Origin of the sequence: Streptomyces anatolicus, from assembly GCF_019400875.1 — a bacterium.
Lineage (GTDB): Bacteria > Actinomycetota > Actinomycetes > Streptomycetales > Streptomycetaceae > Streptomyces > Streptomyces anatolicus.
The window spans coordinates 1-15,101 of the sequence record NZ_WMBF01000004.1 but is presented as its reverse complement, the minus strand read 5'-3'; the positions used below and the strand labels follow the sequence as shown (position 1 = coordinate 15,101).

2 protein-coding genes are annotated in these 15,101 nt (G+C 71.7%); both read right to left on the bottom strand.

The genetic code is table 11. From position 1 onward, the window contains the following. Positions 1–21: 21 nt before the first annotated feature. Entirely contained in the window at positions 22–10,767 is a 10,746-nt protein-coding gene (locus tag GKQ77_RS01035) for a type I polyketide synthase (protein WP_219686669.1), read from the bottom strand. Positions 10,768–10,885: 118 nt separating this feature from the next. Further along, on the bottom strand, positions 10,886–15,058 hold the full coding sequence (locus tag GKQ77_RS01030) for an SDR family NAD(P)-dependent oxidoreductase (RefSeq protein WP_308117504.1): 4,173 nt from the start codon (positions 15,056–15,058) through the stop codon (positions 10,886–10,888). Positions 15,059–15,101: the final 43 nt, after the last annotated feature.

Genomic DNA, 15,101 nt, shown 5'->3' with positions numbered 1-15,101 from the left:
CGGCGGCGCTCACTGCCGGGTTCATGCGAGGTCCTCCTGGGCCATACGGATCAGGGCTTCCGCGTCCATGTCGTCGTAGGACTCGGTCTCGCCCTCCTCCGCGGCCGACTCCGGCGGGTCGTTGTCGGCGAGTTCGCGCAGGGTGTCGAGGAGTCCGGCCTTGCGGAGCCGGTCGACGGGGATCGACGCGAGCAGCGCGCGGATCTCGTCCTGCTCGGACCGCGGCGCGGCGGCGGTGCCGGAGACCAGTTCCGGCAGCAGATAGCGGGTGACGGCCACCGGGCTCGGGTGGTCGAACACGACGGTGGCGGGCAGGCGCACGCCGGTGGCCCGGCTGAGCCGGTTGCGCAGCTCGACCGCGGCGAGGGAGTCGAAGCCGAGGTCCTTGAAGGCGCGTTCGGGGTCGATGGACGCGCCGGACGCGTGCCCGAGGACTCCGGCGACCTGGGTGCGGACCAAGTCCAGTACGACCTTTTCGCGCTCGGCCTCCGGAGTGGCGGCAAGGCGCTGGGCCAGTGCCGCAGCCCCCGAGTCGGCCGCGCGGGCGGGCATCCGGACCAGGCCGCGCAGCAACGGCGGGAGCGTGCCGGCCCGCGCCTGGGCGCGCAGCGCGGCCGTCTCAAGCAGTACCGGGGCGACCACGGCCGCGTCCACGTCCAGCGCCTGGTCGAACAGCGCGGGCCCGGTCTCGGCGGTGAGGGCGTTCATGCCCATCCGCTCCAGACGGGCCAGTTCGGCCTCGTCCAGCTGTGCGGCCATGCCCGCGGTGCCCGACCACAGACCCCAGGCGAGGGAGGTGGCGGGCAGCCCGGCGGCCCTACGGGACGCGGCCAGCGCGTCGAGAGCGGCGTTCGCCGCCGCGTAGTTGGCCTGGCCCGGGCTGCCCATCAGCGAGGCGGCCGAGGAGAAGAGGACGAACGCCGCGAGGTCCGCGCCGGCCGTCAGCTCGTGCAGGTGCCAGGCGGCGTCCACCTTGGGCCGCATGACGCGTTCGATCTGCTCCGCCGAGAGCGACTCGACCACACCGTCGTCGAGTACGCCCGCCGTGTGGACGACGGCGGTGACCGGACGCTCCACGGAGCCGAGCGCGGCGGCCAGTTGCTCCCTGTCCGACACATCACAGGCGACCACGCGTGCCGTGGCGCCCAGCTCCGCCACTTCCGCCACCAGTTCGGCGGCGCCCTCGGCGGCGGGACCGCGGCGGCTGAGCAGCAGCAGGTCGCGTACGCCGTGTCCGGTGACGAGGTGGCGTACGAACAGTGCGCCCAGGCCGCCGGTGCCGCCGGTGACGACGACGGTGCCGTCGGCCAGGCCGGCGGGGTCACCGAGGGCTTGGCCGGTGTCGGTGGCGGTGTCGGTGGGGGTCGCGGGCTGGGCGGACGCGGTCAGGCGGGGCGCGAACGCCTGCTTTCCGCGGACGGCGAGCTGCGGTTCGTCCGCGTCGAGCAGGCCGCCCCAGTCGGGCTCGGCGCCGTCGCCGTCGAGGGCGTCGTTGCGGGCGTCGTAGAGGTCGTCGTCGAGGTCGACCAGGAGGAACCGGTCGGGGTGCTCGGACTGGGCGCTGCGCAGCAGACCCCACACCGCCGCCTGGGCGATGTCCGGCGTCTCGTCTGCGACGGCGACGGCCCGCCGGGTCACGACGGCCAGCCGGGCGTCGCCCAGCGAGGTGACCGCGAGCCACTGCCGCACCAGGGCGAGCGCCTGGACGGCGGCCTCCCTGGCGGCCACGGCCGGGTCTTCGGCGGGGGTGTTCCCGGCGGCCGTGTCCCCGGCGGGGGTGCCTCCACCGGGGGTGCCTCCACCGGAGGTGCCTCCACCGGGGGTGTCGACGGCGGCGATGACCAGTTGCGGGGCCTGTCCGCCGTCGCCGACGGCCTTCTCCAGGGCGGCCAGGTCCGGGAACGGCTCGCCGCTTCCTGCCGCGCCACCGACGACCGCCACCTGCACGGATCGGCCCGCTTCGACCGCGACGGGGGCCCAGTCGAGCCGGTAGACCGGCTGCTGACCGCTGCGCCGCAGCCGCTCCAGCTGGGCGGGGTCGACCGGACGCATGTCCAGCCTGCCGAGGCTCAGCACCGGCTCGCCGTGCTCGGACACGGCGTCCACGCGCAGTGCCGCGTCACCGGCGGGCGAGATCCGTACCCGGACCTGTGAAAGCCCGGTGCGTCCGATGCTCACCTTCGACCAGGAGAACGGCAGGGGCGTCGCGCCGCCCCCCGCCCCCTTCTCGGCGAACGCGCTGTGCAGCGTCGCGTCGAAGAGCGCGGGGTGGAGGCCGAAGCCCTCGCCCCCGGTGCCGCCGGGAAGGGCGACATCGGCGTACACCTCGTCGCCCACGGTCCACGCCGTACGCACACCCTGGAAGACCGGGCCGTAGTCGAACCCCAGCTCGGCCATCCCGGAGTACAGCGCGTCTCCGGTCAGTTCGACTCCGCCGGCCGGCGGCCACTGGGCCGGTACCCACGTGTCCGGTGCGCTGTCCTCGGGGGCCAGCAGGCCACGCGCGTGGCAGGTCATCTCGGCCCGCCCTTCGCCCCCGGCCTCGGCCCCGGCTTCGGCCCCGGCTTCGGGGTGGGCGAAGACGGCGACCTCACGGCGGCCGTCCTCCGCCACGGCACCCACGGTGACCCGCAGCCGTACGGCCGCCCCCTCCTCCAGCAGGAGAGGCGCTTCCATCACCAGCTCGTCCACCACCGGGGCGTCCACTTCACGCCCGGCGGCCGAGGCCAGCTCGACCCAGGCCGTACCGGGCACGATCACCGACCCCAGCACCACGTGATCGCTCACCCAGGGCTGCGACTCGGCGGAGAGGCGCCCGGTGAACACCCACTCGTCGCGGTCACCGACCTGCACGGCGGCAGCAAGCAGCGGATGGCCGACGGCGGTGAGCCCGGCGGCGGAAACGTCCCCGGTACCGGACTGGGGAGAGAGCCAGTAGTTCTCGCGCTGGAAGGCGTACGTGGGCAGCTCGACGCGCTGGGCTCCGGTGCCGGCGTAGAAGGCGTCCCAGTCGATGCGTATGCCTGCGGTGTGAGCGTGGCCCACGAAGGCGGCGAAGGTCTCGCGCTCGCCGCGCTTGGCCCGCAGGGCGGGGATGAAGGCGGCTTCGGAGTCTTCCACGCACTGGCGGGCCATGGCCGACAGCACGGCGTCGGGGCCCAGTTCCAGGAAGCGGCGAACTCCCAGGTCCCAGAGAGTGCCGATGCCATCGGCGAAGCGCACCGCCTGGCGTACGTGGCGCACCCAGTACTCGGCGTCGAAAGCGGTCACCAGTTCGCCGGTGACGTTGGAGACGACCGGGATACGGGGTTCGGCATACGACAGCTTCTCCGCGACCGCGCGGAACTCGGCGAGCATCGGCTCCATCCGTGCGGAGTGGAAGGCATGAGAGACCCGCAGCCGGGTCGTCTTACGGCCGTCCCACAGAGGCAGCCACTCCTCGGCCGCGTCCGCGTCACCGGACACCACTACGGCACGGGGCCCGTTGACCGCAGCGATGTCCAGGCGGCCTTCGAACCCAGCCAGCGATTCGGCGACCTCAGCCTCCTCGGCCTGCACCGCCACCATCGCCCCACCAGCAGGCAGAGCACCCATCAACCGGCCACGAGCCACCGCCAGTTCGCAGGCATCGGCAAGGGAGAGTGCCCCGGCCACATGTGCGGCGGCAATCTCGCCGACCGAGTGCCCGATGAGGAAGTCCGCCCGAACCCCCAGCGACTCAGCCAGCCGGAAAAGCGCCACCTCAACGGCAAAGAGTGCGACCTGCGTGAACTCCGTGGAGTTCAGTACGTCACCGTCCGCCGCCAGCAGCTCCCGCAACGACCGCCCCAGCCTCGGGTCAGCCTCCGCACACACCTCACCCAACGCCTGCTCGAAAACGGGGAACGCCTCAGCCAGCTCCAGGCCCATCCCGGCGCGCTGCGACCCCTGCCCCGTAAACAAGAACGCCGACTTGCCCGAGACCCCAGCCTCCGCCGAGACCTCACCCAGCCGCGCCAGCAATTCATCGCGATCCGAAGCGACCACCACAGCCCGGCGATCCAGCAACGCCCTCGACGTCACCAGCGAATACGCCGTATCCGTCACCGCCAGCTCAGGCCGCGCCGCCACATGCGCACGCAAACGCTCCACCTGCGCCCGCAACGCCGCATCCGTCCGCCCGGACAACACCACCGGCACCGGAGCCACGGGTACAGCCCGCTCCCCCGCCACCGGCGCTTCCTCGACCGGCGCCTCCTCAAGGATCACGTGCGCGTTCGTCCCGCTCACACCAAAGGACGACACACCCGCACGACGCGGACGCCCATCCGAACCCCACTCCTGGGCCTGCGTCAGGAGCCGCACCTCACCCGAGTCCCAATCCACATGCGGGGAAGCCTCACTGGCGTGCAGCGTCGGCGGCAGCACCCCGTGCCGCATCGCCATCACCATCTTGATCACACCAGCGACACCCGCCGCAGCCGACGTATGCCCGATGTTCGACTTGATCGACCCGAGCCACAACGGATCACCATCCCGCTCCTGGCCATACGTCGCCAGCAACGCCTGCGCCTCGATCGGGTCACCCAACTTCGTACCCGTGCCATGGCCCTCGACCGCGTCCACCTCCGACGCCGCGAGCCCGGCATTGGCCAGGGCCTGCCGGATCACCCGCTCCTGCGAAGGACCGTTCGGCGCGGTCAGACCATTGCTCGCACCGTCCTGATTGACGGCCGAACCCCGCACCAGACCCAGAATCCGCCGCCCCTTGCGCTTGGCCTCCGACAGTCGTTCCAGGACCACCAGGCCCACGCCGTCGGAGAAGCCCGTCCCGTCCGCCGACGCCGAGTACGCCTTGCACCGGCCGTCGGCCGCCAGACCGCGCTGGCGGCTGAAGCCGATGAGCAGATCGGGCGTGGCCATCAGCGAGATGCCGCCGACCAGGGCCGTCTCGCACTCGCCGGACCGCAGCGCCTGGGAGGCCAGGTGCAGGGCAACCGCGGAGGACGAGCAGGCCGTGTCCACGGACAGGGCCGGGCCCTCAAGACCCAGCGTGTACGCGATACGGCCGGACACGACACTCATCGTGGTGCCGGTGAGGTGGTAGCCCTCCAGCTCGGGGACCATCGTCGCGTGGTAGCCGGAGGCGACGGTGCCGCAGAAGACACCCGTGTTGCTGCCCCGCAGCGAGGTCGGGTCGATGCCCGCGTCCTCGAACGCCTCCCACGACGCCTCGAGCAGCAGCCGCTGCTGCGGGTCCATCGCAAGCGCCTCACGCGGACTGATCCCGAAGAACTCCGCGTCGAACTCCCCGATGCGGTCGACGAATCCGCCGGTCCGCGTGTACACCGTGCCGACCTGGTCGGGGTCGGGGTCGTACAGCCGCTCCAGGTCCCAGCCCCGGTCGGCCGGGAAGGGGCCCATGCCGTCGCGGCCGGACGCCACCAGCTCCCACAGCTCCTCGGGCGAGTTCACCCCGCCGGGGAACCGGCAGCTCATGCCGACGATCGCCAGGGGTTCGGCCGTGTCCACGCGCCGTGCCCGCCTTGTGCGCGGCTGGACGGCCGCGACGTCGACGGCGACCTGCGACACCAGGTAGCGGGCGACCGCCACCGGGTTCGGGTGGTCGAAGACCAGGGTCGCGGGGAGCCGTACGCCTGTGCTCTGGGTGAGCCGGTTGCGCAGCTCGACCGCGGCGAGGGAGTCGAAGCCGATGTCCTTGAAGGCGCGATCGGGATCGAGGGACGTGGCCGAGGCGTGGCCGAGCACGCCCGCCACCTGCGTCAGTACGACTTCGAGCGCGGCCTGTTCCCGCTCCGACTCCGGTACGCCCGCGAGGCGCTGGGCGAGAGATCCGCCGGATGCCGCGCGGCGGGCCGCGGCGGGCGCGAGCCCACGCAGTACGGCCGGGACCGATCCGGTCCTTGCCTGGGCGCGCAGAACGGCGATGTCCAGCCGGACCGGGGCCAGCAGCGCCGCGTCCGAGGCGAGCGCCTGGTCGAACAGAGCGAGGCCCTGCTCTTCCGTGAGCGTCTTGGAACCCATCCGCTCCAAGCGCGCGATCTCGGCCTCACCCAGCTGGGCGCCCATGCCCGTGGTGCTCGACCACAGTCCCCAGGCGAGGGAGGTGGCGGGCAGCCCGGCGGCCCGCCGGGAAGCGGCCAGCGCGTCCAACGCCGCGTTCGCGGCAGCGTAGTTGCCCTGCCCCGGGCTGCCGATCAGCGCAGCGACCGAGGAGAAGAGTACGAACGCTGAAAGGTCATCCCCAGCGGTCAGCTCATGCAGATGCCACGCCGCATCCACCTTCGGACGCATCACGCGCTCAATCTGCTCCGCAGACAAGGACTCGATGACACCGTCATCCAGCACACCAGCCGCATGCACCACACCCGTCAACGGCCGCCCCAGCGAGGCAAGCACCGCCGAAAGCTGCTCCCGATCGGACACGTCACACGCGGCAACCTGCGCCTGACACCCCAGGCCCGCCAGCTCGGCCACCAACTCGGCCGCGCCATCAGCCTCCAGCCCACGCCTGCTCAGCAACAACAGATGCCGCACACCGTGCACGGAAGCCAGATGCCGCGCGAACACCGCACCCAACCCACCCGTACCACCCGTGACCAGCACCGTCCCGTCCGCGTCGAACTCGGTCACCGTCTGGCCGGCGTCCGCCCGGGCCAGCCGGGGCGCCAGCACGCGGCCGCCTCGTACGGCGAGTTGCGGCTCGTCGAGTTCCGTCAGACCGCCCCAGTGCAGCCCTTCGACGACATCGTCGTCGTCGAGGTCGACCAGGAGGAACCGCCCGGGGTGCTCGGACTGGGCGCTGCGCAGCAGACCCCACACCGCCGCCTGCGCGACGTCCGGGGCCCCTTCCCCGATGGCGGCCGCGCGCCTCGTCACCACGGCCAGCCTGGCGCCGCCCAGGCCGGTCCCGGCCAGCCACTCCTTGACCAGCGCCAGAGCCTCGACGGCGGCCGTCCCCGCTTCCGGGGCCGTGATGCCCGCGAGCACCAGGTCGGGCGCCGGGGCGCCGTCCGCCACGGACTGCTCCAGCGCGCTCAGGTTCGCGAACGGCTCGCCCTGCGCGGGCAGTCCGCCGAGCACCGCGACCCGTCCGTCCTGGCCCGCGCCGACCGTGACCGGGGTCCAGTCGAGCCGGTACAGCGAGCCCTGCGTGTCGGCGGCCCGCTTCAGCTGGGCCTGGTCGACGGGGCGGAACACGAGCTTGTCCATGCTGAGGACCGGCTCGTCGTACTGGTCGACGATGTCGATGCGGAAGGCGGCGTCGCCCGCCGGGGTGAGCCGGGCGCGGGCGCGGGTCACTCCGGTCCGGCTGAGCCGTACGCCGTTCCACGAGAACGGCATGACGAGCGTGTCATCCGGCTTCTCACCGAAGAGCGAACTCTGCACCGCCGAGTCGAAGAGCCCGGGGTGGATACCGAAGGTGCCCGCGTCGGCGCCGTCCGGCAGCGCGAGCTCGACGTAGACGGCGTCGTCGTCCTGCCAGGCCTCGACCACGCCCTGGAACAGGGCACCGTAGTCGTAACCGATGCCTGCCATCCGGGTGTAGAGCGACTCGGCGGACAGGGGCTCGGCGTCCTGCGGCGGCCATACGACATCCCATGCGGGTGCGGGCCCGGGGTCGGCCCCCAGCCAGCCGCGACCGTGGCAGGTCGTGTCGCGCCGCTCGTCCGCGTCTCCGCTCGCGCTCGCGTCACCGTGCTCGGGGCGCGAGAAGATGACGAACTCCCGGCGTCCGTCCTCGTCGGCGTGACCGACGACGATCTGCACCTGGCGTGCCGTCGTCTCGTCCAGGGCCAGCGGGGCCTCGATGACGAGTTCGTCGAGCACGGGGCAGCCGACCTCGCGCCCGGCGGCCAGGCTCATCTCGACCAGCGCGACACCGGGTACGACGATGGTGCCCATGACGACGTGGTCGCGCGTCCACGGCTGGTGCGTGGTGGAGACACGTCCGGTGAAGAGCCACTCGTCGCGGTCACCGATGAGCGCCCGCCCGGCGAGCAGCGGGTGGTCGACGGCGATGAGTCCGGCGGCGGAGACATCCCCGGGAGCGGTGCCGGGCGTCAGCCAGAAGCGCTCACGCTGGAAGGCGTACGTGGGAAGCTCCACGCGCTGGGCTCCGGTGCCGGCGTAGAAGGCGTCCCAGTCCACACGTATGCCTGCCGTGTGCGCCCGGCCCACGAAGGCGGCGAAGGTCTCGCGCTCGCCGCGCTTGGCCCGCAGCGCCGGGATGAAGGCGGCTTCGGAGTCTTCCACGCACTGACGGGCCATGGCCGACAGCACGGCGTCGGGGCCCAGCTCCAGGAAGCGGCGGACGCCCAGGTCCCAGAGAGTGCCGATGCCATCGGCGAAGCGCACCGCCTGGCGTACGTGGCGCACCCAGTACTCGGCGTCGAAAGCGGTCACCAGTTCGCCGGTGACGTTGGAGACGACCGGGATACGGGGTTCGGCATACGACAGCCTGTCCGCGACCGCGCGGAACTCGGCCAGCATCGGCTCCATCCGCGCCGAGTGGAAGGCATGCGAGACCCGCAGCCGGGTCGTCTTGCGCCCCTCCCACAGCGGCAGCCACTCCTCCACCGCGTCTGCGTCACCGGACACCACTACGGCACGGGGCCCGTTCACCGCAGCGATATCCAGCCGCCCCGCGAACCCGGCCAGCGACTCAGCTACCTCGGCCTCCTCGGCCTGCACCGCCACCATCGCCCCACCCGCAGGCAACGCGCCCATCAACCGCCCACGGGCGACAACCAGTTCGACCGCGTCATCCAGCGAAAGCACACCCGACACATGCGCGGCAGCGATCTCCCCCACCGAATGCCCGATCAGGAAGTCCGCCCGAACACCCAGCGACTCAGCCAGCCGGAACAACGCCACCTCAACGGCGAACAACGCGACCTGCGTGAACTCCGTCGAGTTCAGTACGTCACCCTCAGCCGCCAGCAGCTCCCGCAACGACCGGCCCAGCCTCGGGTCAGCCTCCGCACACACCTCACCCAACGCCTGCTCAAGGACCGGGAACCCCGAAGCCAGCTCCAGGCCCATTCCAGCCCGCTGCGCCCCCTGCCCCGTAAACAAGAACGCCGACTTACCACCGACAGCCGACTCGCCGACCGTCACCTCACCCAGCCGCGCCAGCAGCTCATCCCGGTCCGAGGCGACGACCACAGTCCGGCGATCCAGCAACGCCCTCGACGTCACCGACGAGAAAGCGATATCCGCCACAGAGACGCCCGCGTCAGCGGACACCCGCTCACGCAACCGCTCCGCCTGCGCCCGCAGGCCGTCGTCATTGCGTGCGGAGAGCACCACCGGCACCGCACCGGCGGGCCGGGGCGCCTCGGCGGGATCGGCCTGCGTCGGCTCCTCGGCCGGAGGCGCCTCCTCGACGATGATGTGCGCATTGGTCCCGCTCACACCGAACGACGACACACCAGCACGACGTGGACGGCCCTCGACCGTCCACTCCCGCGCCTCGGTCAGCAGCTCGACGCGGCCGGACTCCCAGTCCACGTGCGGGGAGCGCTCTTCCGCGTGCAGGGTCGGCGGCAGCACGCCGTGCCGCATCGCCATCACCATCTTGATGACACCGGCCACGCCCGCCGCAGTCGACGTATGACCGATGTTCGACTTGATCGAGCCGAGCCACAGCGGGTCTCCCTCCCGCTCCTTGCCATACGTGGCGAGCAGCGCCTGCGCCTCGATCGGGTCGCCCAGCTTCGTACCCGTGCCGTGGCCCTCGACCGCGTCCACGTCGGAGGTCGAGAGGCCGGCGTTGGCCAGGGCCGCCCGGATCACCCGCTCCTGGGAGGGGCCGTTCGGGGCGGTCAGGCCGTTGCTCGCGCCGTCCTGGTTGACGGCGGAGCCACGGATCAGGCCGAGGATGCGGTGACCGTTGCGCTTGGCGTCGGAGAGGCGTTCCAGGACCACCATGCCGAGGCCGTCGGAGAAGCCGGTGCCGTCCGCCGACGCCGAGTACGCCTTGCACCGGCCGTCGGGGGCGAGGCCGCGCTGGCGGCTGAACTCCATGTGCAGGAACGGGCCGGACAGCACGGTGACGCCACCGGCGAGCGCCAGCGAGCACTCGCCGGACCGCAGCGCGTTCACCGCGAGGTGCAGGGCGACGGCGGAGGCGGAGCAGGCGGTGTCCACGGACACGGCCGGGCCCTCGAGGCCGAGGCTGTAGGCGACGCGGCCGGAGACCACGCTGGTGGTGGACCCGGTCAGCCGGAAGCCCTCGATCTCGGGCAGGGATCCTGCAGGCATGGCCGCGTAGTCGGAGGGGCCCACGCCGCAGAAGACGCCGGTGTCGCTGCCGCGCAGGGTCGTCGGGTCGATGCCCGCGTCCTCGAACGCCTCCCAGGACGCCTCGAGCAGCAGCCGCTGCTGCGGGTCCATCGCGGTCGCCTCGCGCGGGCTGATCCCGAAGAAGTCGGCGTCGAACTCGGCGGCGCCGTCGATGAACCCGCCTTCCCTGGCGTACACGGTGCCGAGCCGGTCCGGGTCCGGGTCGTAGAGCCCCTCCAGGTCCCAGCCCCGGTCGGCCGGGAACGGGCCGATGCCGTCACTTCCCGAGGCCACCAGCTCCCAGAGCTCGTCGGGTGAGGTCACCCCGCCGGGGTAGCGGCAGCTCATGCCGACGATCGCAAGGGGCTCCCCGTCACGGGACTCGTACTCGCGAATGCGTGCGCGGGCCTGGTTGAGGTCGCTCGCCATCTTCTTGAGATAGCGGGCGATCTTCTCCTGCTGATCGGTGTTCTCTGCCATTTCCCCGCCCCTTGTCACGCTTTCCCCGCCCGTTGTCACGCTTCGCCGCCCGTGGTCACGCGTCGCCGTCCGTTGTCACGCGTCGCCGCCTCTTGTGCACGCGCGCCTTCGCCCCTTGTCACGCTTCGCCGAACTCGGCGTCGATCATCTGGAGGACCTCGTCCATGGAGCTGGCCGCCTCGATGCGCTCGGCGGTGCTCTCCTCTTCCCCGTGCTCCCCGTGATCGCTGACGGCGGAGAGCATGCGGCGCAACTGATCGGCCACCTGCCGCCGTTCGTTGTCCGCGATCGCGGCGAGCATGTCTTCCAGCTTCCTCAGTTCCTTTTCGATGAGTGGTTCGGTGGCAGTGACGCCACCGATCTCGGAGAGCAGCAGGCGCGCGATCTCCGCCGGCGTGGGATGGTCGAACACGAGCGTCGCGGGCAGCCGCATACCGGTGGCCTGCGTGAGCCGGTTGCGCAGCTCGACCGCGCCGAGCGAGTCGAAGCCCATCTCCTGGAAGGCGCGGTCGGGTTCGATGGCCGCGGCCGACGCGTGGCCGAGTACGGCCGCCACGTGGGCGCGGACCGTGTCCAGCACGATCTGCTCCCGGTCGGCCGCGTCGACTCCGGCCAGCTGGTCGCGGAGAGAGACCGTCGGGGCGGCCGCGCGCCGGGCCGCGGCGGGCGCGAGCCCACGCAGTACGGCCGCGATCGATCCGGTCCTCGCCTGGGCGCGCAGAACGGCGATGTCCAGCCGGACCGGCGCCAGCAGCGCCGCGTCCGAGGCGAGCGCCTGGTCGAACAGAGCGAGGCCCTGCTCTTCCGTCAACGCCTTGGAACCCATCCGCTCCAGGCGGGCCAGCTCAGCCCCACCCAGCTGGGCGCCCATGCCCGTGGCGCTCGACCACAGCCCCCAGGCGAGGGAGGTGGCAGGCAGCCCGGCGGCCCGCCGGGAAGCGGCCAGCGCGTCCAACGCCGCGTTCGCAGCAGCGTAATTGCCCTGCCCCGGGCTGCCGATCAGCGCGGCGACCGAGGAGAAGAGTACGAACGCTGAAAGGTCATCCCCAGCTGTCAGCTCATGCAGATGCCACGCCGCATCCACCTTCGGACGCATCACGCGCTCGACCTGCTCCACCGACATCGACTCGATGACACCGTCATCCAGCACACCAGCCGCATGCACCACACCCGTCAACGGCCGCTCCGCCAGAGCCAGCGCCGCAGCCAACTGCTCCCGAACGGACACGTCACACGCGGCAACCTGCGCCTGACACCCCAGGCCCGCCAACTCCGCCACCAACTCGGCCGCGCCATCAGCCTCCAGCCCACGCCTGCTCAGCAGCAACAGATGCCGCACACCGTGCACGGAAGCCAGATGCCGCGCGAACACCGCACCCAAACCACCCGTACCACCCGTGACCAGCACCGTCCCGTCCACGTCGAAGACCGGCACCTGGCCGGGCACCGCAGCGGCCGCACGCGCAAGCCTCGGCGTCAACAACTGCCCGTTACGGGCGGCGAGTTGAGGCTCACCCGCCTCGACGACCGCACCCCAGTCGGGCTCGGCGCCGTCGTCGTCCAGGTCGGCCAGGAGGAACCGTCCCGGGTGCTCGGACTGGGCGCTGCGCAGCAGGCCCCACACCGCCGCCTGGGCGACATCGGGAGCCTCACCGTTCGTGGACACCGCGTTCCGCGTCACCAGCACAAGCCGGGACTCGGCCGGTGTCGCCTCACTGGCCAGCCACTTCTGTACGAGTTCCAGCGCACCGCCGACGGTCGAACGGGCAGCCCCGGCCACGTTCACGTCGGAGACCGGGCCGCCGGCCGGGGTGCCGACCTCGGCCAGCACCGCGTCGGGCACGGTCGCACCGTTGGACAGGGCCTTCTCCAGCGCCTCCAGATCGGCGAACTGCTCGATCACCCCACCGGCCGAGCCGGCCGAGCCGATCGCGGCGAGCGCGACGGCCCCTGAGGCGGCGGCCCCTGGCGCGGCGGCCTGCGCGGGTACCCAGTCCAGCGCGTAGAGGTCGCGTTCGCCGTCGCCCCGTGCCGCTTCCAGATGCGCTTCCTCCACCGGACGGACGTCGAGCCGCCGCAGGCAGGCCACGGGCAGGCCGTCCTCGCCCGCGATGTCGAGCCGCAGCGACATCGGGTCCGGCAGCGTGATCCGCACCCGGAGCCGGGTGAGACCGAACCGCTGCAACTGCACGCCGGACCACGAGAACGGCAGGCCGCTGGGGTTGTTCTCCCCCATGTCGAGCATGCCGAGCCCGCCGTGCAGGGCGGAGTCGAACATCGCCGGATGGATGGCGAACCCGTCAGCCGGCCCGGCCGCCTCGGGCAGCGCCAGCTCGACGAGGACTTCGTCGCCCCGGCGCCAGGCGGCCTGCACGGCGCGGAAGGCCGGGCCGTAGTCGAAGCCCACATCGGTGAGGTGGGCGTTCCGGTTGAGCAGCGTGTACAGCTCCGAGACGGCGAGCGGCTCGGCGTCCGCGGGCGGCCAGGCAATCGGCAGCGGCTCCAGGGGCTCGGCCTTGGCGGAGAGCCAGCCGCGCGCGTGGCAGGTCAGCTCGGTGACCGCGTCCTCGCCCGCCTCGACCCGGGAGAAGATCGCGATCTCGCGGCGCCCGTCCTCACCGGGCACGCCGACGGTGACCCGGATCTGCCGCGTCACGTCGTCCTCAAGCACCAGAGGCGCGGCGATGATCATCTCGTCCACGACGTCACAGCCGAGCCGCCTGCCGATGGTCAACGCCATCTCGCACATCGCGGTACCGGGCACGAGCACGATGCCGAACACCATGTGGTCGCGGGTCCACGGCTGCGTCTCCTGCGACAGGCTGCCGGTGAACACCCACTCGTCGCGGTCACCGACCTGCACGGCCGCGGCGAGAATCGGGTGCCGCATCCGGTCCATCCCGGCGGCCGAGGCGTCCCCGGTGCCGGGCTTGCGGGAGAGCCAGTAGTTCTCGCGCTGGAAGGCGTAGGTGGGCAGCTCGACGCGGTGGGCTCCGGTGCCGGCGTAGAAGGCGTCCCAGTCGATGCGAATGCCTGCGGTGTGGGCGTGGCCCACGAAGGCGGCGAACGTTTCACGCTCGCCGCGCTTGGCCCGCAGGGCGGGGATGAAGGCGGCCTCGGAGTCTTCCACGCACTGGCGGGCCATAGCCGACAGCACGGCGTCGGGACCCAGCTCCAAAAAGCGACGAACTCCCAGGTCCCACAAGGTGTGGATACCGTCAGCGAAACGGACGGCCTGGCGTACGTGCTTCACCCAGTACTCGGCGTCGAAAGCGGTCACCAGCTCACCGGTAACGTTCGAGACCACAGGAATACGAGGCTCCGCGAACGTCAGCTTCTCCGCGACCGCACGGAACTCAGCCAGCATCGGCTCCATCCGCGCCGAGTGGAAGGCATGCGAGACCCGCAGCCGGGTCGTCTTACGGCCGTCCCACAGAGGCAGCCACTCCTCGACCGCGTCCTCATCACCGGACACCACGACCGCACGGGGTCCGTTGACCGCAGCGATGTCCAGGCGGCCTTCGAACCCGGCCAGCGATTCGGCGACCTCGGCCTCCTCGGCCTGGACCGCGACCATCGCCCCACCAGCCGGAAGAGCACCCATCAACCGGCCACGGGCTACGGCCAGTTCGCAGGCATCGGCAAGGGAGAGTGCCCCGGCCACATGTGCAGCAGCGATCTCGCCGACGGAGTGCCCGATGAGGAAGTCGGTGCGGATGCCCAGCGACTCCACGAGCCGGAACAGGGCCACCTCAACGGCGAAGAGCGCGACCTGCGTGAACTCCGTGGAGTTCAGTACGTCACCCTCAGCCGCCAGCAGCTCCCGCAACGACCGCCCCAGCCTCGGGTCAGCCTCCGCACACACCTCACCCAACGCCTGCTCGAAAACGGGGAACGCCTCAGCCAGCTCCAGGCCCATCCCGGCCCGCTGCGACCCCTGCCCCGTAAACAGGAACGCCGACTTACCACCGACAGCCGATTCCCCGACCGTCACCTCACCCAGCCGCGCCAGCAATTCATCGCGATCCGATGCAACGACCACAGCCCGGCGATCCAGCAACGCCCTCGATGTCACCAGCGAATACGCCGTGTCCGTCAGCGCCAGCTCAGGCCGCGCCGCCACATGCGCACGCAAACGCTCCACCTGCGCCCGCAACGCCGCATCCGTCCGCCCGGACAACACCACCGGCATCGGCACCGGAGCCCGCTCCACCAGCACCCGCGCCTTTTCGACAGGTGCCTCCTCAAGGATCACGTGCGCGTTCGTCCCGCTCACCCCGAACGAAGACACACCCGCCCGGCGCGGACGCCCATCCGAAACCCACTCCTGGTCC